Origin of the sequence: Kothea flammea (assembly GCF_052161645.1) — a bacterium.
Lineage (GTDB): Bacteria > Planctomycetota > Planctomycetia > Pirellulales > Pirellulaceae > Laterigemmans.
In genome coordinates, this window is record NZ_CP197414.1 from 4,076,489 (window position 1) to 4,098,541 (window position 22,053).

At 53.5% G+C, this 22,053-nt stretch carries 19 protein-coding genes; all 19 read right to left on the reverse strand.

The features are described from left to right. Positions 1 to 8 precede the first annotated feature (8 nt). Positions 9 to 2,057 (reverse strand): HAD family hydrolase, encoded by a 2,049-nt coding sequence (locus tag SH139x_RS15375; RefSeq protein ID WP_488350660.1) that lies wholly within the window; start codon positions 2,055 to 2,057, stop codon positions 9 to 11. Between the two features lie 70 nt (positions 2,058 to 2,127). Beyond that, positions 2,128 to 3,573 carry a capsular polysaccharide export protein, LipB/KpsS family gene (locus SH139x_RS15380; protein ID WP_488350661.1) on the reverse strand — a complete coding sequence of 482 codons (1,446 nt, stop codon included), beginning with the start codon at positions 3,571 to 3,573 and terminating at the stop codon, positions 2,128 to 2,130. Continuing rightward, positions 3,557 to 4,546 (reverse strand): methyltransferase domain-containing protein, encoded by a 990-nt coding sequence (locus SH139x_RS15385; RefSeq protein ID WP_488350662.1) that lies wholly within the window; start codon positions 4,544 to 4,546, stop codon positions 3,557 to 3,559. The genes SH139x_RS15380 and SH139x_RS15385 overlap by 17 nt, the downstream gene beginning before the upstream one ends. 252 nt (positions 4,547 to 4,798) lie before the next feature. Beyond that, positions 4,799 to 6,028 (reverse strand): ABC transporter ATP-binding protein, encoded by a 1,230-nt coding sequence (locus SH139x_RS15390; protein ID WP_488350663.1) that lies wholly within the window; start codon positions 6,026 to 6,028, stop codon positions 4,799 to 4,801. Positions 6,029 to 6,032: 4 nt separating this feature from the next. Beyond that, complete coding sequence (locus tag SH139x_RS15395; protein WP_488350664.1) at positions 6,033 to 6,953, reverse strand: ABC transporter permease; 921 nt, start codon at positions 6,951 to 6,953, stop codon at positions 6,033 to 6,035. Then, entirely contained in the window at positions 6,950 to 7,960 is a 1,011-nt protein-coding gene (locus tag SH139x_RS15400; protein ID WP_488350665.1) for a KpsF/GutQ family sugar-phosphate isomerase, read from the reverse strand. The genes SH139x_RS15395 and SH139x_RS15400 overlap by 4 nt, the downstream gene beginning before the upstream one ends. Beyond that, positions 7,957 to 9,057, reverse strand: a complete 1,101-nt coding sequence (locus SH139x_RS15405; protein ID WP_488350666.1) for a glycosyltransferase family 2 protein — start codon at positions 9,055 to 9,057, stop codon at positions 7,957 to 7,959. The genes SH139x_RS15400 and SH139x_RS15405 overlap by 4 nt, the downstream gene beginning before the upstream one ends. Further along, positions 9,054 to 9,446, reverse strand: coding sequence for a DUF2304 family protein (locus SH139x_RS15410; protein WP_488350667.1), 393 nt, complete (start codon positions 9,444 to 9,446; stop codon positions 9,054 to 9,056). Before SH139x_RS15410 ends, SH139x_RS15405 begins: the two co-directional genes overlap by 4 nt. Further along, entirely contained in the window at positions 9,443 to 10,135 is a 693-nt protein-coding gene (locus tag SH139x_RS15415; protein WP_488350668.1) for a glycosyltransferase family 2 protein, read from the reverse strand. The genes SH139x_RS15410 and SH139x_RS15415 overlap by 4 nt, the downstream gene beginning before the upstream one ends. Continuing rightward, entirely contained in the window at positions 10,132 to 12,297 is a 2,166-nt protein-coding gene (locus SH139x_RS15420) for a tetratricopeptide repeat protein (protein ID WP_488350669.1), read from the reverse strand. Before SH139x_RS15420 ends, SH139x_RS15415 begins: the two co-directional genes overlap by 4 nt. 221 nt (positions 12,298 to 12,518) lie before the next feature. Further along, positions 12,519 to 12,905: a DUF192 domain-containing protein gene (locus tag SH139x_RS15425; RefSeq protein WP_488350670.1), complete on the reverse strand. Its 387-nt coding sequence runs from the start codon at positions 12,903 to 12,905 to the stop codon at positions 12,519 to 12,521. A gap of 2 nt (positions 12,906 to 12,907) precedes the next feature. Further along, positions 12,908 to 13,834: a type II secretion system F family protein gene (locus SH139x_RS15430; RefSeq protein ID WP_488350671.1), complete on the reverse strand. Its 927-nt coding sequence runs from the start codon at positions 13,832 to 13,834 to the stop codon at positions 12,908 to 12,910. A gap of 4 nt (positions 13,835 to 13,838) precedes the next feature. Continuing rightward, positions 13,839 to 14,726 (reverse strand): type II secretion system F family protein, encoded by an 888-nt coding sequence (locus tag SH139x_RS15435; protein WP_488350672.1) that lies wholly within the window; start codon positions 14,724 to 14,726, stop codon positions 13,839 to 13,841. Between the two features lie 2 nt (positions 14,727 to 14,728). Next, positions 14,729 to 16,147, reverse strand: coding sequence for a TadA family conjugal transfer-associated ATPase (locus tag SH139x_RS15440; protein ID WP_488350673.1), 1,419 nt, complete (start codon positions 16,145 to 16,147; stop codon positions 14,729 to 14,731). Continuing rightward, entirely contained in the window at positions 16,144 to 17,331 is a 1,188-nt protein-coding gene (locus SH139x_RS15445; RefSeq protein ID WP_488350674.1) for a CpaE/TadZ family protein, read from the reverse strand. Before SH139x_RS15445 ends, SH139x_RS15440 begins: the two co-directional genes overlap by 4 nt. Next, a complete protein-coding gene (locus tag SH139x_RS15450; RefSeq protein WP_488350675.1) occupies positions 17,331 to 19,814 on the reverse strand; it encodes a CpaB family protein in 2,484 nt (827 codons plus the stop codon). The genes SH139x_RS15445 and SH139x_RS15450 overlap by 1 nt, the downstream gene beginning before the upstream one ends. 116 nt (positions 19,815 to 19,930) lie before the next feature. Further along, complete coding sequence (locus SH139x_RS15455; protein ID WP_488350676.1) at positions 19,931 to 20,371, reverse strand: prepilin peptidase; 441 nt, start codon at positions 20,369 to 20,371, stop codon at positions 19,931 to 19,933. Between the two features lie 185 nt (positions 20,372 to 20,556). Continuing rightward, entirely contained in the window at positions 20,557 to 20,871 is a 315-nt protein-coding gene (locus SH139x_RS15460; RefSeq protein ID WP_488350677.1) for a Flp family type IVb pilin, read from the reverse strand. Positions 20,872 to 21,277: 406 nt separating this feature from the next. Further along, on the reverse strand, positions 21,278 to 21,775 hold the full coding sequence (locus SH139x_RS15465; protein WP_488350678.1) for a hypothetical protein: 498 nt from the start codon (positions 21,773 to 21,775) through the stop codon (positions 21,278 to 21,280). Between the last annotated feature and the right edge of the window lie 278 nt (positions 21,776 to 22,053).

Here is a 22,053-nt window from a genome sequence, read left to right on the forward strand (position 1 = left end):
CAATACAATCAGGAGACGGCACGTCCAAAGATGCGTTTTTCCAAGAATCGAACGATTGGCCTGGGCAGAACTGCTTTGATGTTTCGGGAAACTGAATAGGGAAGATAGTCATACATTCGCCAGGGTTGGGTCAATGCACCTAGAAACCGGAAGCTTGGGCTAAAACAGAATCGCGCGAGTCCTCCGCTTCGCAATGCAGTCGCGCGGGGCCAGCAAGTTATTTCTGCCCGCTGCTGAGCGGAAGAGAGGACGAATCGAATGCCTTCTTTCCAGCTGCGACGCGGTCCCAAACTATCCACCGTCGAGCTATCTGAATCGGGTGTAAAAGGAAACGCGCCAAAGCACTCCGCAAAGTCTTTGTCCAAACGAGAGCTGTGCAGATATTTAAGAAATTCATCAGTCAAACGACATGCATCTTCGAGACTCGCATCCTGCATCAGTAACGAAGCGTTATCCTCCACCAACTGAACCGCTGCGGAAACGAATTCGTCATAACCCCATTCGGTAAGGCGAGTTCCTTGGTCATCCAAAACAGGAACGACCTTTCCATCCGACGCTCGCGCGTAGGAGATGGTGCTTCCATGCGGTGCACTCGCCAGAGCCTCCAAAAACATCGCCGCAGCGTGAAGTTGATCAGACTTCAGGTTTCCTTGGTCAACGGAATCCACATAGGACGTCTTTTCCGAATCCTGACTTTTCTTGGCGCCCGGTACCAAGCCGAAGTAGAAACCGACGAGCGTTATCATGCGCTCTCGGCTGCGAAGGACTTTGGACAAAGCGTCTTGAGTCGTGCCCTTCCAGCCCAAATCCACCAACGAACATGTGTGATTAGAGAACACACCTAAACCATTAAGATACTCTTCGAGTAGATCGGCTTGAACACCAGCAGACTTGGTGATCTTCTCTCGAAGCGCCCCACGTGTCAGCTCTTTCCTGATTGTCTCGACTTGGCTTGCAGTAAGCGGCGCATCTTTTCCAAGCGTCGCGCCAGTTTTCCCGAAACAAGCATTCGCGAGCGTATCCCAAGCAATGCCGAGCCGATTCGCAACTGCGGACAACGTCGTCCGCTTATTGCTAGTCAATGCCCAACGCACGTCGTCATCATCAAACGCAATCATGCCAGATAAACGCCACGATTGCCGCGAAGCATGAACGTAATGGAATTCCGCATCATGTCCGCAGCCGGCTCGCTGGAACGCGTGGGCCATTCCCTTCAAGATAAAACCGTCTCTCGCAAGGAAGAACAGTTTTTCCATTTTGCGCGCCTCGGCTTCACGAAGAACCCAGGCAACAAACGCCCCCATGATCGGCCCCGCGATGGAGTAGCCGATGCAATCGGGCATCGAAGGTTGCTGCAGACGACGGCATCGAGCTGAGCCGGCGGTCAATTGCCAGAAAAGACCACGCTCATCTTCGCCAAGCTTCTCCCATGATTTTAGATCGGTATCTCGGACCCACTCGGCGACTATTCCCAGTCGTCGCGCATTGACGACGTCGCTGCGTCGGTTGTCGCCGCAATGCGTCAGTTCCGAAAGCTCCACCTTTTCTTCGGAACAGACATGCTGATACAGAGTCCCGTTTGCCTTGGTCTTCTTGATTTCGCCAGAGACATACAAAGTACAAGTTGAAGCAACTTCAGCGTCGGCCTTTGCGACAAGTGATTGGATGAAATCAGCCGGAAGGTACATGTCTGAGATCAAGACCACGCGATGTCCACGGCGAATTAGCTCTTTGGCTAATTCGATCAGTCGTGGCACGCCATGCGAAACCTCGTATTCGACTTGCAGTTCCAAATCCTTGGCGGCAATGATCTCCTCTTCGGGCGCGTTGCAAATGGAACACAGCATCGCGTAGATCTCATCCAACTGGATATCTTCTGAATGAGATTGTTTCCGTGCCTCGGACTCCGCTCGAATTCGATTTTCAAAGAAGCCTTTTGCCAGCGAGTTAACGCCAGCATCCTGAAGACGCTGCTCGACGATCCGAAACACTCCCCGTGGCGTCGCGGTGCGACGCGTGATGAGAGTATCGAAGACATCAAAAGAATAGAGTTTCATCCGAGGATCCTACTTGCAGCCATTGAATCCTCCTCACACAGGCCAGCACACGGTATCGATGAGAGAGTCATCACTTGCGGGTCGACGGCGAGGTTCTTGCTTTGAAATACTTTTGACAAGCCCGCAACGGCCACGTCAACGCTTTGCCAAGCTTTAGACTGACCGAACGTTCGTAGGCCTGGAGTTGCTTTTGCAGAGTAGCGCACCGGGAGAACAAAACAGGCGCAACGAATCCAGCCTCCGTAAGAGACAAGTAATCCGCACTGCTGTCTCGCGCCAACTCCGCGAGACGATCCGCCAATTCTTGTGCCCCCATGCATCCCTTCTCCGTGTTACCGTCCTGGATTGCAAATAGATGCTTTGAGAACATCCATGCTCCCCATTCGATCCAGTTTTCACGCCAGATCTCGGACCGAGCATCTGACAACCATTCCTGGACGCAGGTCTCTGCCGACTCATTGTCCAGTTCGTAAAAAATGTTCCCGCCTGAGACGAGTGTCTTTCCCATCGATAGTGCTGGAACGCCCCGCATCGCGGCTTCGGAGAGAACGGAAGAGTTGACGGCCGCCACTCTCTCGACTGCGTCCCAGCAATGCGACAGCGGAATATCGTCTACCCAAATGCCAATACCTTCGCATGCGCGTCGGTACTCGTTTGGATCGATCGTGCTATACGGATGATGTTTCCCGAGGATGAACCATTCGTCACGATGGGATCTTACAACGCTACAGAAGTGTTTGAACGCATCGAGGTTACTACCGTACTGGGGCGCGAACATGAACCTCTGAATGTCGCCGTCGACTTGTCCCGCGAAGAGCACGCACTTCTTGCCATGCGGTAGTCGCTCGCGTAACAGGTTGTCGTCGACTACCGGTTGATGCCACCAAGTCTCGTTTCCTGCAATGGTTCGCTCTTGGTAACCCGAGAATATCTCCCTCCAATGGCGACGTTCATCTTCGTCCTTGAAGGGTTGCGCTCCAACCTGCGCGAATGACGCGTTGGCGAACGCACCACTTGGGTCGGCGTAGATCATCCCAGGAAAAGGAGAGTGGTCCGAAGCAAGCACGTCGCACCCACAATCCTTCAAGAGCGACTTTGCGATCTTGTCAGAAGTCCTCTCCCCACTCCATATAATCACGGCGCGAGGTTTCAATGACGCAAACGCCGAAGCGTAGACAGACGCGAGAGCGTGGAACCATTGAGAGCGATCCACGACTTCATTGGGACTGAAGTTCCATTCGCTGTCTCGTTTTCTAAGCGCTCCTTCATCGATTTGCCATCTGTCGTTTGTCGGCGGAATCGTTGACAGGATTCCGTAGGGCAACTCAGGGTACGGAGCGTCACCGTTCTCTCCTAGCACATGGAACGCATACCCATGATCCAGCAGTCTTTTCTTAATCGAGTCCCAGAATGTTGCTTCTGTTTTTGGGTTGTGACAAGAAATGTAAATAATGTTCTCCACCCTTCCTCCAGCTACTTCAATGGGGTCAGTTTTCTGATTATTGATTTTCGCCATTCAGTCCACAGACAGCGATGTTGTACTTCCCGTCCCATCCTTGGATGATCTCATCCGACTCGGAGTCGGGTTGAGAATACCGTTCTTCGACTTTGAAACCAGCGCCCGCCAGCATGTCCTCGATTTCCATCGGCGTGTAATGACGCACGTGATATGCGAAAATATCTGGGTCAAACGGCAGCGTTTTTTCATTGGGAGTCGAACATATGAGTCGTCCGGACGGTCGAAGTGCTCGGCGAATGACTCTCAAGAACTCACGATCCTCCTTGATGTGCTCGATGGTTTCAAAACTGATGATCACATCAAAGTGCTCAACGGGCAATTCCACCTTGAGGGCATCAGCTTGTTGGAACTCGACGTTGGCTGCAGAAAAGTTCTCACGGGCGTATTGAATCGCTTCAGTATCCAGGTCAACCCCTTTGATCTCAGCTGCTTCGGTTGATGTTGCGAGGATATGACAGCCGTAGCCGACGCCGCATGCGATATCCAGGACGCGAGCATCTGGTGGAATGTGCTTCGCGGCAAACCGATACCGTGTTTGATGGTCGATTCGAATACCGCCTACTGACGGCGCCACTTGCCGCTCTCCCTTGTTGACCAGTTTCGTCGCGCGCGCTACGAGATGGCAATCCTCCTCGACTTCGATTCGCACATTACTGAATCCAGCACGCGCCAACAGCAGTCGCATCAACTTGGAGTTGAATCCCGATTTGTGGACATCCCAATACGCATTCGAGTAGGGTCTGGATCGCGGATCACATTCCCGTTGCCAACCATAGAACCCGGCCATGCTCCAACTCGCATCCGACCATTTCTCATTCAGATCTTCTTCCGACCATTCCGCACGCTGCCATTGCTCAATGTGAAAGTCGAGGTTTGGAACAACGATATGCACTTCGCCATTCAATGCGAGTGCGTCATACCAGCTCAATAGTGTCGCTTTCACCTCGGCAAAGGTGAGGTGCTCTAACATGTGCCGGGAGTAGATTTCGGCTAGATCATTGCAATGCAAGGAGACTTCCCATGCACGGCAAACTACCTGGACATGGGGAAGCGGACGAATGTCGCAACCAACATAGTCATCCAGAACATGTTCTCCGCAACCAACATACAGTCGGCTTCCACTCGGCAGGTTGACCCTTCTTGTCCGCGAGGATGGCACGATGCGAACCTCAAGGCCGACAAGACGAAGAACCTTGGCGATGATACGTTTGATCTTTCTCACCTAGTCCTCTTGAACTTCTTTAAGATCGATGGTGTTATCGGTCACCCGCCAATCGGCAAAGAACTGTTGACCCGTTGTTGCGGGCCTTGCGCCCTCAACAGTGATTTTTTCGATAGCGGGAAGCCAGTCGTAATGTGCATTCATGTTTTCACACATCAGCAATGCGCCCATGCGGTAAACGCCAGGGTTCAAAGTCAGCTGGGGAATTCGTGCTTCAACGACGATCGACTTCCCTGCCAATATCGATAGTTTCGTCGGAATGACGAAGTTGTTGCATTCTGCGATTCGCTCACCGCTAACGGTACTAAAGTAGATATCAACGACTAACGAGTTGATCGTTTGGTTTGCGCTGATGCCCAAGCGAACTGTTAGGCTCTCCGCAAACTGAAATGCCGTCGTTGAAATGTCATCCGTTCGAAAACACTCGAACGATGTGATGCGGGCTTCACCGGTGCCGCGCCGGCCTTGTTCGTCGATATCAAAAACTGAATAGTAGGCATTGATGGCTTCGGGAGTCACTCCCTGAAACGTACAACTCCCTCCTTGTAGGACGATCGTTCTGTCTGCCAATCGACTCACATGTGGCATCGAATGCGAAACGAAGATGACGGCGGTATCCTGCATCAACTGGGAGATTTTGTTGTAGCACTTCGTTCGAAATCCTGCATCGCCGACCGCCAAGACTTCATCAATGATGAGTACATCGGGTCGCATTTCGGAGGCGATGGCGAACCCTAGTCGCACTTTCATCCCACTGCTGTAGGTTTGCACTGGAGCGTCGATTGCATCGCCAATTTCTGCAAAATCAATGATCTCATCCAGTTGGTGCTCAATCTCTCGTTTCGACATGCCCAGGATCGAGCCGTTAACGTAGATGTTCTCTCTACCCGTGAGAACTGGGTGGAAGCCAGCGCCAAGTTCGATCAACGCACCAACACGCCCGCGGATACGAACACGGCCGCTATCGGGTTTGATCAATCCGTTGAGCATCTTTAGCAGAGTGCTCTTCCCCGCACCATTGGGGCCGATAAGTCCCAAGCATTCGCCACGGCGAAGCTGAAATGAAACATCATCAACCGCCCAAAATTCTCCAGGTCGCAGTTCACTGTCGCTTGCTGACTGACCGGCAAACTCGCTCGCAAGATCTCGAACGCCGTACCACAGCGAGCGTTTCAAGTCGCGACAATATCGCTTACTGACGTGTTCGACGTCGACTAGTACTTCGCTCATTGACTCACGCGCTCATCCGGGCAATTAGGTGCGGCAACGCCAGTCGGTAGCTAACCCAGGCCACAACCAAGAACATAAGCATCAAGCAAGTTACGATCAAAAAGTCACCACTTCGCGAAAGGTCTCCCGTTGTCAACATTTCTCGTGTGGTCAGTAACAGTGGACTCACCGGATTCATCCAATTAAGTAGTGAGCCAGGCCAACTCGTTGGCGGAGGATAGACAACCGGTGTCAAGAAGAACCAGAAGGTCGTGAGCATCACCAAGCCGCGACTGACGTCTTGGTACAGCATTCCCACCGGGACCAACAATAGTCCGATGGTAAAGCCGAGCATCAGCACTGACAAGATTCCAAGCGGCGCCAACAGGGCCGTCCAGGGAAGCGATTGCTGATACCAAAGGAATACTCCGGCCAACAACAGGAGGCGAACGGCTGTGTTGAAGAGCACCTGCCCAAATCCGGCGATCAGCAACGCTTCTCGCGGAAAATTGATCTTCGTCAACATCGACGCTGCGTCGCGGATGACTTGCAACGGGCTGTTGAGCGCACCGGCAAAGCCCTCCCAAAGCAATACGCCAGTTAAAACAAAAACGGGGTACGGAACTGGTGTGTCGCCAACATTCATGATCCCCTGTTTGTTCAAGAACACCCACACCGCCATAGTAGCCAGCGGTGGTAGAAAGACCCAAAGGTATCCCAAGTACGACAGTCGATACTGTGCGCTCAGATCGCGAACGAACAATCGCCACGCGAGTTCGCGCGAGGCGCGTAGATCGTGCACCATCTCTCGGATCAGACGCCTCGGACGGCGAAGCAACGAATCGGCCGTGTAAATCGCTTCCGTTAATTGATCGTGTTCCAGAGTTTCACCGCGTATTTCTACCGTTGACTCGCCTGAGTTGGGTGGGTGCTTGTGGTGTGTCATGCTAGGCCCGCCCTGACGAGGTCGTGCAGATGAATCGCACCAACAACCTTTTGAGTTTCATCGAGAACAGGAAGTACAGAAACCGCCCGCTGCTGCATTTCGTGAAGTGCTTCTGCCGCCAAGCATCCTGCATACGTGGTCTTCGGTCGAAGTGTCATCGCGTCACCGACGCGCATGGAAAGAGGATTGTCGTTTTTTTCTAACAACCGTCTCAGGTCACCATCGGTGAAGATTCCTTCCATCGTTCCTGAATCATCCGCGACAATGATTGCCCCGAGACGCTTGTCGCTCATTTCACATATTGCAGCTCGAAGTGGCAGGTCCGACTGAACTACCGGGAGGGTGTCTCCGTCATGCATCAGATCGCGCACGTACAGGAGTAACTTTCTCCCTAAGTGGCCACCGGGATGAAAGCTGGCAAATTGCTCACGCGTAAATCCCCTCGCCTCCACCAGAGCCGCCGCCAAAGCATCGCCCATTGCGAGCATCGCAGTGGTGCTGCACATGGGAGCCACCCCAAGTGGGTCCGCCTCCTGTTCCACTTCTATCTCAAGCACCAAATCGCTTCGCGTTCCAAGCGACGACTTTCGCTGCCCGGTGATTGAGATTAGCAGCACACCCAACCGCTTTAGCTGGGGAAGCAGGTTGAGGACTTCCTCCGTTTCCCCACTTGAGGACAGGGCTATTGCGATGTCGTCTGGGGCAACGATCCCAAGGTCGCCATGGCAAGCCTCGACGGGATGCAAGAAAAAAGCAGGTGTGCCAGTGCTGCAAAACGTTGCAGCCATCTTTCTGCCCACAAGTCCTGACTTTCCCATGCCAACGACGATAACACGTCCCGTGCATCGAAGAACTTGTTCCACGACTGCCACACTTGTCCTATCGACTCTCTCTGAAAGCCGAAGCAACGTTTGTGCTTCCGCCGCAATTGTTTTGCGAATGCGGTCAAACGTGTTTTCCCTCGTTTGCGTCAGCGTTTCGACATCTACTTCCATATCCTGATTCATTCTTTCGGCTCAGATGCTGACAAAACCGATAAACCGGACGGTTGACTGCTGCTTGTAAACTCACGCGGCGAGGTAAGCAGGATGTTAGACAACGCAACCGCCGCTCCATAGGCGAGTCCGAGCCCTCGGGCGATTGCACGTACACTTCCGAACCACAGGAAGTTCCACATTGATGCTCCACCTTGCCTCGCCAAACGCATCGTGATCGGAAAATGAAGTGCGATCAACAGCAGAGCCAACGCTACGACAAGGAAACTGAGTCTCGCGTCGGCAAGGAGTAGCGTCGGGGCCAAGATCAGACACAACAAACCGACCGGTGGCGGGAGAAAGTCAAGTATCCCTGAATAGGAATCACCTCCGGCTTTCGTCGGGTGCTGTCGATACAGCATTATGCGATAATACCCCTGGCGACACTGTGTCTTCAGGTATCGCCACAGATTTCGCGGGTGATGATGGCCGACTCGGGATTCGAGCTCGAAGTTCAAACGGTGTCCAGCGGCTCGCACGCGGTAAGAGAACTCGGCGTCTTGGGCTAGCTTGAGCGCTTCGTTGAAACCGCCAAGCTCCTCAAGCACGCTGCGGCGATAGATGACGTTGAAAGTTGCCAAGAAATCGACTTCTCGCTTCATGCGACGATGGCGTGCCACGATCTCTTCGTGGATCAGCGTGGCGACGAGCGAATCTGGGTAGAGGTTTGTATAGCTGCCTCCGACTCCAGCGACCGTTGGTGTACCGCCTTTAGGCGGATCGCATGCGACCATGCCGGCTGAAGCCGGGACACCAACGTGCGCGAGCAAGCGAGCGAGCGCATCGGGTTCAGCCACGCAGTCGCTGTCGATGAACCAAATCAGTTCCGTATCCGCCGTTTGCCAGCCCAAATTGCGCGCCGCACCTGGGCCTTGCCCGGTTCCTTGAATGACTCGCACTGGATATCGAGCGGCGATATCGGACGTTGCATCCGTGGATCCGTCGTCAACGAAAATGATTTCCTCAAGCTCGCCCGACTCTTTCAGCGGCACGACCGAAGACAAACAACGATCCAACGTTGATGCGCAATTGCGTCCAGGAATGACCAGCGTGACGGCTTGCGTGATCATGATCCGCCTCCCATCTCGCTGTGAGATGAGGACGACATCTTTCCATTGTTGTCGGCTAATCCAACACCGGCGGTGGGACCACGCAGCGCATCGCGGCGAACGAGTTCCACCAGGTCGCGGCGGAGAACGTAGTTGCGGCCGTAAAGGTAAAACATCGCTCCGGTGGAGAGCAACATAAAAGCATAGAAGACCAAATCGGTGCCACGACCGATGCCCATCCAAGTCGCGATTCGAGTCGTTACACTCGGCAGCAAGATGATCGCAATGCCGACTAACCAGACGACTTCGCGGAGCAAATGGATCGGTTGGTGGTTACGTAGGTATGCGCGAATTTCGAGCACAGCCAGTAACGCTAGGATCGGAATTGTGAGCAGCTGGAACAAATTCATTTCCACAACCTCCCGGCCAGAAGTTGCCCCGAGATGCGAACAGCGTCCCAGGAACTTTGCCCCTTCGCCAGTGTCGCCGCGTGATAGCGGACCGTCACGGGAACTTCGACGTAACGTAGTTTATGTTTGGCAATTTGATCAAGAATCTCCGAGGCGTGCGCCATCCGCGGTTGTCGAATCCGAATCTGCTCAGCCGCCTTCCGCGAGAAGACTCGAAAACCGTTATGCGTATCGGTCAACATCATACCATTGGTCAGCCGCGTAAACACGACGGCCAGTTTCAACAGCAGCCGTCGGGACCAGGGCATGTTTTTTGTCGCCCCGAGAAACCGTGAGCCGAGTGCCACATCAGCTTGCCCGCTCAAAACTGGTTGCACCATCTGCGGAATGTCCGTCGCGTCGTGCTGGCCATCCGCATCGAAAGTAACGATAACCTCGGCCCCGTGCGACAAAGCAAAGTCAATGCCAGTCTGCAAAGCCGCCCCCTGGCCGCAGTTGACCGGGTGCCGCAGGACCCAAACCGGTAAGGAGCAAGCAACGTCAAAAGTATCATCCCTCGATCCATCGTCGACAACGACGATGGAGGCCAAGCCGGTGATCGACTTTAAAGTATTGGCCAGCCGACTGCCTTCGTTATAGGCAGCGACAACGATCCAGAAATCTGCTCCGTATTTTACCGATTGCGTCATGGTTGAACTCCGTCGATGCATGGTTCGCCACGCTGGTAACCGGTAAGACGTTTTGTTAGCTCTGGGATCAGCAATTCGTTCGGTTTGGATTTGGCGAGTGTCAAGGCTTGTGTCGCGACTTGGGTGGCGGCTTCGTATTCTCCTTTAGCGGCTAAGATTGCTGCCCAGGCGTCGAGTGTGTAGGCGCTTTGGGTAGCCATTAGTAGTTGCGTGGATTGCTCCTTGCTCCCAGCCCCCCTCTCTGAAGCAGCCTGAGGGGAACCATAATCCGCTTGGGAGTTTGCTTGGGGATTTTGATCCAAGTGGTAGTGCTCTCGAAGCAACTGTTCGGCGCGGTCGACATCTCTTAGTTGCGAATCACTGGTGGTTGCCAGCGTCCATGCTAATTGCCGCACGGCAACTACCAGACTTGGGGTGTCGACAAGTGTTTCTTCCCACATATCGATCGCTTGGGCTATTTTTCCTTGCCGTGAGTAAACCAATGCAAGATTATACTTGGCAGTCGCATACTCCATGTCGACCGCAACTTTGAAGGCCAGCTCAGCGTCGTCAAGTCGATTCATTTTTAGATATATAGCTCCTAAATCGTTATGGACTTCTGGGTATTCGTTCGTTTTCGCCAGAGCCCGCATTAGCAAGGTGATTGCATCTTCGTGCCGCTCGATATGCTGGAGGCAATCCGCTAAACCGATGTCGTAAAGAGGAACACTAACATTAGAGTAGCCAACCGCTTTGACCATCGGTTTCAATGCAGACTTACGATCCCCGCGTTGGATGTGCTCGCGACCGATATGATACCAAGCACGTGGGTTTTTCGGTGAAGCATCCGCTGCGGTTTGCCAAAGGATTAACCCGTCTCGATAGTCGAGGTTGCGAATATGCGTACGCCACGACAACAGACTGATGAACGCAGCAGTTGTACAAACAAAGGCCACACCTAAGACCGCAGGACGCTCAGCGTTGCGTAGTAGGCCGCGTACAACGCACCACCCGAGCAAACCGATCCCGGCGATGACAACTGCCGAGGGAAGGTACATGCGATGCTCAAAGGCAATGTCGGCAATCGGCATGATACTGCTGGTGGGCGCTAGAATCAAAAAGAACGTCAAGATCAACCAGCCTGTGAGTCCAAAGCCGAATTTGCTGTTTTTCGCGACGCAGCGTGTGTACGCCACCGCGGCGAAACCAATCAGCCCCAGCAGCGAAGCCCCCAGCGACAAATAAATCCAGGGATTATCTTGGATTCGCCACACGTAATCGAAGCAAAGTTGCTTTGGCCACACCGTCAGCCCTAGATAGTGCCAGATAACTTCCGGCTGGGTTCGAAGATACTGCCACGGCGAAATGCTTTTAAGTCCGATCCCCATTGAGCTTTCCGCCGTACGCACCGGATCAAACCATCGTAAAACGCTGGGCATGAACCAGATGTAAGGCGAGAGCAAGAGCGCGTAAGGAAGCCAGCGCCGCTTGACAATCCCCCTCCACATGTCTCGTGTGACTAAACAATCAAAGAGCAGGACCGCTAGCGGCGCGCTGGCAAAAATCTCCTTCGACATTAATCCGATCCATGCCATCGGCAAGATGATCGCGCAGCCCAACCATTTTCGCCCGTCTAAAACGAACAGCATTCCGACCCAAACTCCCAGGTACCCCATCGAGGCAAGCGATTCGTAACGCTGGACGACATTGGTGACGGCTTGGGTGGTTAGCGGGTGGACAACCCAGGCGGTTGAAATGAAGCCAGCCATCAATAGCGCGGAATAGGTCACTTGCGGCTGGTTTTCCTGTTTCCAATATTTGTGATAAAGTCGCCACGTCAGCAGGCAACCAGCTATCAGGAGAAACCCATTGGTGAGATGGATCACCAAGTTAACAACGTGGTAGGCGTACGGCTCAGCGCCAGAGAAGTAATAATTGATTGCAAAAGAATAAAGACCAACTGGACGATTGTTGTGCAGGAAATTATCAAGCGGCCACAATTGACGGATTCGCTCGTTGTCGACAATGTTGCCGTAGTCGTCAAAATGAAAGACGCCATCGAGCGATCCTCGCCAGACAAACATCCAAAACGAACTCAGCATCAAGGTGACCCCGATGATCAGCGCCAGCCCCGGTTGGGATTGTTGCCGTTTTTCGTTATCGCTGAGGGCGGTTTGCGTCATCTCAAAATCGGGCGATTCGCGTTGGAGCCGTGAAAGTCGAGTTTACAAGACGATATTGTATATGCAATCAGGTTGCCTGTAAGGGACAGAGTGCAAATTAGAGCCGTTTTCTCGCTCCTCGATTTTATGCCGCGTCAATGCGCGGTGCACAGCTTACGAGCCGCTGTTCATGCAGTGTTCAGTCGTGGGGAAATTGCAAAACGTGCGTTGTGGCGTCATTGCTAATCCGCCCGTTGCGTCTCCGAAACAGCGTGTTCAAAGCGTGTTTTCACTCCTGTTAACGGGGCTGCCATATACCCCGCCGTAACTTCAATGACGTGGGCGACTTCTCTGACTTTTGGGACCACGATTTGCCACGGAGTTACGGCCGTTCGTACTTCTAAGACTTCTAAATCTTTACTTAGGAAAATCAGATCAATTGGGAAACGCATCCACATCGTGTGTACCGATCGGCAGTTCCGCAGCAGTAGCCCACTTTCAGAATCGAGTGGCCGAGCAAACTGTAGTCCGCGAAAGCGTTGCCAGAAGGTACTCGCGACGAACAAGCGTGGGAGTAAGACTTCACCCGTCTTCGCATCCTCCCATCGTCCTAGTACCGGAAATCGCATCGCTAGCCTCCAAAGGCCGAACGAGTAAATTGATCGAGTACTTGTACGATCTGGAAGATGATCGGTCCCAGCGACGCAATCATGATGCCTGGCAGAAAACAGGTAATCAGCGGGAAAAGCAGTTTGACTGGCACGGCCATCGCCATCGCGAGAGCCCGTTCACGACGACGACTGCGTAGGTCATCCGCTTGGGCCCGTAACGTGGCGGCTAATCCTGCACCAACTTGCTCGGCATGAATCAACGCCGAGACAAAAATTCCAAACCAAGCGACATTAACGAGTTGATTCAATCGTTGTAGCGCATCAATGCGACCGCGGCCGGTGAGGATTTCTAACCGAAACAAGCGAAAGTCATCGGCAAGGGGACGCTGCCGTCGCTGCGTCTCGAGCACGCGATCCAGTGCAGCATCAAAGCTAAGTCCCGCTTCGGCAAGCGTTGCCAACAGGTCGAGGGCCAAGGGCAGGTCTTGTTCAATCTGTGTCACCCGCTTACGTCGACGTCCGCGTACGATAACGGCAGGTAACGCGGACAAAACCGTAATTGCCGCGAGTGGGCTGAGCCAAACAAGAGGCAAGAAGACCTCGCCCACATTGCCTGGAATGGCACGGAGGAGTGTTTCCAGTGAGGCTATTACTTGGCTTCGGTATATTGCAAAGGCCAAAATCAACGACAAGATAGTCGTGATTAAAGTTGCCAGTGAGAAAAGAACAACGGCATTGTTCCTACGAAAACCGGCCTGAAACAGCCACCAACCTAACCATGATCGCTGCGTTGGTAAGACTTCTTGATTGCCTCCATCGATCGCGGTTGCTCCCACCGCGAGTCGTTGTTCACTTTGAATCAACAGCCAGAGCCAACGCAGCAGCCAAATCGCGAGTGGCAAGCCCGTGAACATAAGTAGCAAGACTATTACTTGCGAAACAGACATTGCTTCAGAACCTCGGCTTGCTCATCCAGGAAATCCAAACAATCCCGACAGCTTGCAATAGCATCCCGACCGAAACCATCACTTGCCCGACCATACTGGTTAAGAAGCCAGTCATCCGCTCGGGATCGTTCCGCCAAATCAACGCACCGATAAAATAAGTCACCGCGATTACACTGATCACTGACAGGCGGGCCTGCGTCGTCATCGCGTTCATCCGGCGGGTTAGTTCGATACGATCTCTGACAGTCCTGCCGACATTCGCCAATGTTAATGCCAGGCGTCCCCCGACACGCCAATTAACCGCTAGCGTTTGCGAAAAAAGAAGAACGCTTTCCAGCGGAAGTCGTTCAGAAAGATCACCAAGTGCTTCGATGGGATCCTCGCCATACCGAATTGCTCTGGTGAGTTGCTCTGCCTCCGTTTGCCATGGCCGACGTGCCTGCTTAACACTTGATTCCAAGGCAGATTGCAACCCAGCCCCCGATTTGACCGCTGCCACCATCATGTCAATCGAATCTGCAAGTTGTTGCTCAAGCTTTTGGACTCGTTTTTGCAGAAAAATGTCGTCCACTTGGGTACCGCACAACACCATCATGACGAAGAAGGCCGCGAGGTAAGGCCAAGGGATACCAAACCAAAACCAAATCAACACGATTATCAAAGCGGCGAGCGGCAAGCTGAGCCACCAGTATCGTCTCAGCACGGCACTGCGTCGATGTCTGATAGTAAACGTTCCTTCTTCGCCATTCACCTCCGCACCGATGCGCGATGCATTCGCAAAAAGACGAACCCGAGCAACCGTTGCTAATTGACTGCGATGCAGCGCGATGCCAACCGCCAGCAAGCCGCTCAGCAGCACGACGGCGAGAATACCCAGAATGACGCTCGTCATGCTCAGTCCCCGCCGGCCCCGCGAAATATCTCAAGCGGAATTTCAATTCCGCGCTCGCGAAGAAGTTGAACTCGGCGTGGCACGATCCCGGTCGCTTGATATTCACCGACGATCTGGCGATCCTTACGTCCACGTTGTTTGAAGACGAAGATTTCTTGCAATTGTGGCGTTAGCTCCTCCATACCGGTCAATTCCGAAATTGACTCGACACGGCGGATCCCATCATCGTAACGCCGCACCGAAATGATCAAATCGACCGCTGCGGAAATCTGTTCGCGAATCGCTCGCGAAGGCAAGTCAAGTCCCGCCATCAAGACCATCGTTTCCAAACGCGAGATGGCATCACGCGGGCTGTTGGCGTGAACTGTGGTGAGGCTTCCATCGTGCCCGGTGTTCATCGCTTGCAGCATATCAAGTGCCTCACCACCGCGCACTTCGCCAACGATGATGCGATCAGGCCGCATTCGCAAGGCATTGATGACAAGGTCGCGAGCGGCGATGCGGCCCGAACCCTCTAAGTTGTGAGGTCGAGTTTCCATCCGCACAACATGTGCTTGATCCAATAGCAACTCGGCAGCATCTTCGATTGTCACGATCCGTTCAGACGATGGGATTGCTTCGCACAAAGCGCCGAGGAACGTCGATTTCCCCGCACCTGTTCCTCCAGCCACGACGATGTTGCTCCGAGAAGCCACCATCCATCGCATGAAATCACGCATCGCGGATGAGAACATACCCAGTCGCAGCAAATCTTCTTGGCGGAAGCGTCGTTTTCCAAAACGCCGAATCGAAAGGGTCGGACCATCGATCGTGACCGGCGGAAGGGTTGCGTTGACGCGACTGCCGTCTGCCAAACGAGCGTCGACCATCGGCGAACTTTCGTCGATACGACGGCCGACGCGGGCCGCGATTCGCTGAATAATACGCACCAAGTGCCCGTTATCGCGAAAGCGCACGTCGGCAACTTCCAGTCGCCCAAATCGTTCGATATAGACTTGATCGTAGCGATTTACCAAGATATCGGTCACCGCCGGATCACCCAGCAAGGGAGCGAGCGGCCCAACGCCGAGCGTCTCTTCTTTCAAATCGTCGGCCAACTGCCTTTGCTCGGCCGCGTTGAGCGGCAAGTCTTCACTTTCCAGCACCCCATCGACGAATTCTTCGACTGCCTCTTCCAAAACCTCATCGGATGCGGCCACAAACCGGGACTCGTTGAGCAGATCGAGCAGACGCTGGTGAAGCCCCGTCTTGACCGTGACGTAATCGGCGGTCTTTGGTCTAACTAATGCTTCTGTCGAAACGCTGAATGCGTTCTTGTTAGTTTCGCGCTCATGTGCACGTTCTTTGGGAACCTGAAAGCGAAATTTCGAAAGACGCTGGCGAGCTAACTTGACCGCTTCGATATTTGCGTCGTCGCTCATGATTCGATCTCCCGAGGTATGTCTTGCAGCGCCACCACCTCCCCAGCGATCTCTTTCAACCCGCGATGAAATTTTGACCAGCGAACGATGTCCATCGAGCAGGGACGCCCTACATTCGCCGCAGTGATTGCTCGTTTGTCGTAGGGCAAGACATGGTCGACCTTCATTCTCAACGAACGAGCGACGTCATCGATGAGTGGGTTGCCGGCGAGCTGCTGGTAGCGATTCACCACAATGCGCAGGCGTTCCTGCGGGTACTGAAGGTTCTCCAAAAGTCGCAGCAAGTTAACCGCACTGAGTACCGTGGGGACTACGTTGTCCAACACGACATAGGCACGGTTGGCGATGTCCAGCACGCTCATTACCGTTTGGTCGAACAGCGGAAACGTGTCGACGACAACGAAGCGAAATGTGCGACGAGCCAGATTCAAAACGCGGACGATTGATTGATCATCAATATCGGCCGCTGCCAGCGGATCAGGAGGTGCTGCTAGCAACAGCAAGCCCGACTCGTGTGGCGTGGCCAGTTGTCGAATCAGCATGCTGTCCAATCGCTTCCGCTGTTCAAAGGCGTCCATTAAGGTCGTCTCGGGCAGCACATTCAACATCGGCGCGCACACGCCCATCTGCAACGAAGCGTCGATTAACAGCACTTCGTCAGGAAATTGAGCCGCCAAGGCTGTCGCCACGTTGACCGCCAGAGTCGACTTGCCGACACCACCTTTGTTGCTGATGAAGGCGATGCATGTTCCGAGGCGGGAGGGAGCGTTGTCGAGTGATGTCGGCGTAAGCCGGTCGAAGAAGCCGTTTAGTTCTCCTTCGGCAATCGGCCGCCGTAAAAAATCGCTAACTCCCAATCGCACCAATTCCACCATGTAACGGGAATCCATGCCCAAAGCATTCGATTCGGCGTTATAGACACCCACAATGGCAAGCTCGGGAGATGTCGATCGAAGTTCGCCGATCCGTGTTTGGTCACCTGCGAGATCGCCCGTTAATTCGAGCAGCGCCGCGTCGGGCTCACGATCACGAACGATATCGACGGCGCTTGTCAAGTCGGTGGTGAGATACAAGTTGACGGGCCCCTCTGCCGCACCGCTACGCACCGCATCGCGAATCTCGCGCCCGACAGTTTCGTCACTGGCAAAGATCAATACTTTCGGAGTAAACGTCGATTCGTTCATCAGCGGCCCTCGACAGCGCGGGCGTTGCCAGGTGTGGCCTGCTGATCGAAGGGCAGTGAGGCGAATGGTTCAGGGTGGTCGGTCAAGAAGACTTCGCTAGTGATGTCGGGGCCCCGGACATGCTCTTGAATAACCGCTTGCACAGGACGATCACTATTCTTGCCGTGATTACTCGACGTTTCTCCTCCATTGTCGTCCGTTAACGGCCGTACTGAGACATACAAAGGGTTCTGATCGTCCAATAGTCCTAAGACGGAACCAACAAACTCGCTCTGGACCGCTAGCACATACTGAGCCACCGTCCGTTCCTCAAAAGTCACTGGGTCTGTCTTCACCGTTTCGGTGATCGTTGAACCATCAGCCGTTAGACGTGTTTGCGTTTGCGACTCGCTCATGCCAGTTGATGTTGGTACCATGATCTTTGCGACTCCAGTGTTCGACAACAGCTTGACTGCCGATGCCACTGTGCGAGATGAGGCAACGCGTCCGGCGGGAAGTTTTGTCGCTTCTCTAACCGCGTCGCTGCTGCCGATCGAGCGACGAACGTTGTCCGCCAGCGAGTTAACCTCCACGCCACGAGCAGAAACCACGTCAAATACCGCACCGACTTGCAATGTTTCCAGTCCAATCAATTGCCCAGCGTTGACGGTCACAGCCCGCATTCCAGGTTCTAGACCAACGGCGGGGCCAGCTGGCGACCCCGGAGGTGCCAAGTCGGTCGCGCGAACCGGACGTCCGGCACGCAACGGACGCAATGCAACTCGGTCAATCAACCTACGAATATCTAACTCCCAATCATCTCCGATATCGTCCTGGTCGAAGTACAACGTTTGCATGCGCCCAGTGCTCGGATCGACGAAGTCATCGATGGAGAGTTCATCGTAAGCGGAGACCTCTTGCACCAAGATCGGTACAGGGATTTTATCAGCTTGACGCTGAGCTGGTTCGGGGATGTCTGTTTGGTTTTGAGCGACAAAATAGCCATCACTTGCGGCCTCCGCTGAGACGAATTCGACGGAACGACGCACTGGAACATGAGTGGATTCCAATTCTTGCTGACTCGACCTGGCCACCGCGAAGACTTCGGCTTCGTCCCGAATCAGTTGCGCCAGTTTGGCGACTTCCATTTCGGGAACTCCAACGATCACCGAGTCGGTCCCCAACTCCGATAAAAAGACAGCATCGCGAACAACTTCACGAATCCCTGTCCGCACCATTTCGCTGACGCGCGCATCATCTGGGGAGGGCTGACCGCCCTGGAGTGTTGCCCAAGTTGTGGTGGGTATTGCGGAGTTAATCTCACCTGGCACCCGCGTTAGAATCGAAAATATGTCGCCGATGGAGAGTTTCTCAAAACCTTGCACATTTGCTTTAGACAGCGACATTCCCGCCATCCCCGCTGGAAGGCCCGCAGAGATTCCAGGTCGCGTTCCTGGTGGGAGTAAGTCATTTTCGGTAATCAACGATCCACGTCGCAGCGATCGTGCGACCACTCGGCCGTATAATTTGGCAGGATCCGTGATCCATTCCTCGGAGAGCTTTTCTTCTGAAAAATAGTAATAATGCAGCCGGCCGGTCGACTCATCCATCAAGTTTTCATCGGTCAGCGCCGCAAACGCGTTCACGGTCGTGGCAGTTGTGATCACGGGAATCAGACCCTCGGTCGACGTTGCATCGTCTACATCCCCATTGGGTAATCCGCTGCGGAGGACGCAAGTTAATTTGGTTCCCAGCGAAATCGCCTCTGTAAGCGGGCCAATTTCTTCTGGATCGATGGCTAGTTCTGCGTAAACAGTTTGCACGGTCGTGGATTTTGATCGATTGCCACCAGGCTTAACGGTTAACCCGGAAGGTCCGTTTGTCGATCGTTCCGTACTGTTAAACAAGTTTACCAACATCCCGTTAGTGACAAGATGTTTGATACCGTGCTGTCGCGAGAGTTGCCCGACGCGAAGCGAAGCAGGCTTGACGCCGCCGAACAGGGCTGCCGGTTCGCTGTTAGAAAGTTGCTCCTCTCCGTCTCGCTCTGGCAGCGCTACCAATAAATCAAAACGATCGCCACCCCGTAGCTGTTCCAAACCAGGAATTCCGGATGCGGGGATTGACATGGCGAACTTGCCAGCAGGAATTCCGGCTACCAAACCGGGGCGAGTTCCTTTCTCCATGAAATCGGCTTCCGTGAGGACCATTCCAGCTTGTTTGTCGCGGCTAAGAACACGACCGATAAGGTCGGACATGTTGCGAGAGGCCACTTGAGCGTTGGCCTCAGGTAACCAAACAACATTTAGTTGCTTTGTTTTCGGAATGATAAAATCGTCCTTGGTGACCAGTTCATGTGCACTTAACGGGCGCACGATCGCTGGGAACGCAAGTTGCCCGGTTCGATCGATTGGCTTTACCGACGATTCTGAATCAAAGAAGCCGAACATCCATGCAAGTGCCGCGCACGTCAACCCAAGCAGACCGAAAATGGTCATTGTCATAAAAACTATCGGGGTGTACGAGCCTCGCAAGGTTGATCGTCTTTGCTTCGCCATCAGATTATCCTTTTAGTACGGAACCCCTCCTTGAATCTACAAACGAATCAGCTGTCGGTAATCTAAGTCGCAATTCGGGCCAACAGATCAGGTGCCATTACATGCACCAAGACGCCGGAGAAAATTGCAGGCGCATACGCGAAATCAGCCTGCTTCCTAACGGCAGCGAAGATCGCAAGTGGCAAGCCCGCAATTGCAATCCAAAGTGCTAAAGGAATCACGGCAAACAGCCCAAACCAAGTGCCCAATGCAGCAAAGAGCTTTATGTCGCCACCGCCAAAACGATCGCGTCTACCTACGACTGCTCCGACTATGAGTGACAAAACACCTCCTGCTGCATGATTCCAAATAGCCATTGTCGATTCGCTCACCAACCCCATCAACGCAAGACAACTAACTAATACGACAGGCAACCAGTCTGGAATTTCTCTGCTGCGAAGGTCGAAGAAAACAGCAAACGCACACACATTCAGAGGAATTAGATTAAACCACCAATCCATCATAGAAATACAATCTTGTTAGATCGAGCAGTTGCAAACATTAAAAAAATTCTAAGTACGTTACTGAAGAAACCAAGAATCACCACAGCTAAATACCTAAATTCTTCAATTTAAAAGCACGAAACGGGCGTGCCCAACGATTCGAAAATCATCGGGCAGCCGTTCCGATTCGTGGGAAATCTCCTCGACTAAGGTTCGATGACGAGTCCGTCACCGTTAATCCCCAAGTTCGCAGACATCGAACCCGGGTTTTGGGCGTCAAGAACAAGTCCAGTGCCGTCTTCACCAATCCCAACTGTTGTTGCAACTAGCTTGCCGCTAATGATCGCTCCGTTCCCATCGGCGTGAGTTGCGGGCAATGCCGCAGCGACAGTACCGATCAAGTCGGTCGTCTTATGACCGAGAATTGCAGTAGCCGCCAAAGCGACCAACGCAATACCACCGACCAGGATGCCGTACTCGACGAGTCCTTGACCCTTCTTGTTCTTAAATAACTTACGCATCTTAGTTTCCCTCTGTTGGAAACGAGTAATGAAAATAACCAAACTTTGTCGCTTATCTCTTGTCAAGCTTGGAGTTGCGACCCAACTGACTTGTCAAACTTGACTCCTCCTTATTCCTGCTACTCAGAACGCCCTCATAACAAGAACTCCATTACGGTATGCATATGCAACGAATTTGCAATAGGTTCGTTTGCTTTTTTATAAATTCATCACAAATGCTGTTTTCAGCACTCGTTGACGTGTGGCTGAAAATTCAAAATGTTGCCAGACCAGCACGCTGGGCTCGTAACGCCCGCGGCTTGTGCCGTTGGGCACGTAAGTTGCGCGGCTGGTGCCTGCCGTGAGATCACGTAAGGTCCGCGGGTGATGGCGCGAGATCGCAATGCCCGCGGCTGGCGTCGTCGGCTCACACTCGCTGTGGTGGTCCGCGGGGACTCGGTAAAGAAACTGCCACGCTGGGCAGCATGATGTCGGTCGCCCGAACAAGAAATTCAAAATGCTGCTCGACAACCAATGTTGCCGCTGTGCTCGATAGATTGCCGCCGGCTGATGCCAGCCACTGGCACAGCACACATCGCTCCGGATCATGATCGTCCGGCTGTCCGCTCTTCGTTCCCTCGTCGCAGAAAGCAACCGGCGTAGGCTCCATGCTTGCCGACTTACCAGCACTCGAGGTCTTACCAGCGCTTGCCGGCTTGGCAACAGGCGAGACGTGTTGGCCGCAGCACAGTGAATGCTCGATCGCAGGACTAGCCGAGGCCGCCGGATTGACCGTTTCTTCCACGACCGCGGGGCAGCAGCTATCGGCGTCGCAGCTGGCATGATGCAACCACGCTGGAACATGGCCGAAGACAAGCGTCCAGCAGAGCAAAATCGATAGGAAAGGACGGTCGAAAATCGACATTGTCGCAAGTTGAAGTTGGGTTTGGACCCCGGGGCTGTAAATCAAACCCCATAACGCTTGCATCTACAATGAACAGAAAGTTGCTATTCGTCAAGCAACGAACTCCCGTTTTTGAAACACGTTTTCTCACTTGTCAAACCTGATGCGGCTTTATTTGCAATCAATGTGCAATGAATCGGCCGATTATGACGAGCTTTGCTCAATCGGCACACCTGGAATAACCGATACGATCCCGTAGCGAACGGGAAAATCGTGGCTCGCGCTCGCTTTTTGTGTAC

What these genes read in the sequence shown, in the direction of transcription:
- SH139x_RS15405 (WP_488350666.1), bottom strand. Translation starts at nt 9,057, where the DNA reads ATGATCACGCAAGCCGTCACGCTGGTCATTCCTGGACGCAATTGCGCA.
- SH139x_RS15440 (WP_488350673.1), bottom strand. Translation starts at nt 16,147, where the DNA reads ATGAGCGACGACGCAAATATCGAAGCGGTCAAGTTAGCTCGCCAGCGT.
- SH139x_RS15445 (WP_488350674.1), bottom strand. Translation starts at nt 17,331, where the DNA reads ATGAACGAATCGACGTTTACTCCGAAAGTATTGATCTTTGCCAGTGAC.
- SH139x_RS15460 (WP_488350677.1), bottom strand. Translation starts at nt 20,871, where the DNA reads ATGCGTAAGTTATTTAAGAACAAGAAGGGTCAAGGACTCGTCGAGTAC.
- SH139x_RS15395 (WP_488350664.1), bottom strand. Translation starts at nt 6,953, where the DNA reads ATGACACACCACAAGCACCCACCCAACTCAGGCGAGTCAACGGTAGAA.
- SH139x_RS15415 (WP_488350668.1), bottom strand. Translation starts at nt 10,135, where the DNA reads ATGACGCAATCGGTAAAATACGGAGCAGATTTCTGGATCGTTGTCGCT.
- SH139x_RS15455 (WP_488350676.1), bottom strand. Translation starts at nt 20,371, where the DNA reads ATGATGGATTGGTGGTTTAATCTAATTCCTCTGAATGTGTGTGCGTTT.
- SH139x_RS15425 (WP_488350670.1), bottom strand. Translation starts at nt 12,905, where the DNA reads ATGCGATTTCCGGTACTAGGACGATGGGAGGATGCGAAGACGGGTGAA.
- SH139x_RS15430 (WP_488350671.1), bottom strand. Translation starts at nt 13,834, where the DNA reads ATGTCTGTTTCGCAAGTAATAGTCTTGCTACTTATGTTCACGGGCTTG.
- SH139x_RS15465 (WP_488350678.1), bottom strand. Translation starts at nt 21,775, where the DNA reads ATGTCGATTTTCGACCGTCCTTTCCTATCGATTTTGCTCTGCTGGACG.
- SH139x_RS15420 (WP_488350669.1), bottom strand. Translation starts at nt 12,297, where the DNA reads ATGACGCAAACCGCCCTCAGCGATAACGAAAAACGGCAACAATCCCAA.
- SH139x_RS15400 (WP_488350665.1), bottom strand. Translation starts at nt 7,960, where the DNA reads ATGAATCAGGATATGGAAGTAGATGTCGAAACGCTGACGCAAACGAGG.
- SH139x_RS15435 (WP_488350672.1), bottom strand. Translation starts at nt 14,726, where the DNA reads ATGACGAGCGTCATTCTGGGTATTCTCGCCGTCGTGCTGCTGAGCGGC.
- SH139x_RS15380 (WP_488350661.1), bottom strand. Translation starts at nt 3,573, where the DNA reads ATGGCGAAAATCAATAATCAGAAAACTGACCCCATTGAAGTAGCTGGA.
- SH139x_RS15390 (WP_488350663.1), bottom strand. Translation starts at nt 6,028, where the DNA reads ATGAGCGAAGTACTAGTCGACGTCGAACACGTCAGTAAGCGATATTGT.
- SH139x_RS15385 (WP_488350662.1), bottom strand. Translation starts at nt 4,546, where the DNA reads ATGTTAGAGCACCTCACCTTTGCCGAGGTGAAAGCGACACTATTGAGC.
- SH139x_RS15375 (WP_488350660.1), bottom strand. Translation starts at nt 2,057, where the DNA reads ATGAAACTCTATTCTTTTGATGTCTTCGATACTCTCATCACGCGTCGC.
- SH139x_RS15450 (WP_488350675.1), bottom strand. Translation starts at nt 19,814, where the DNA reads ATGACAATGACCATTTTCGGTCTGCTTGGGTTGACGTGCGCGGCACTT.
- SH139x_RS15410 (WP_488350667.1), bottom strand. Translation starts at nt 9,446, where the DNA reads ATGAATTTGTTCCAGCTGCTCACAATTCCGATCCTAGCGTTACTGGCT.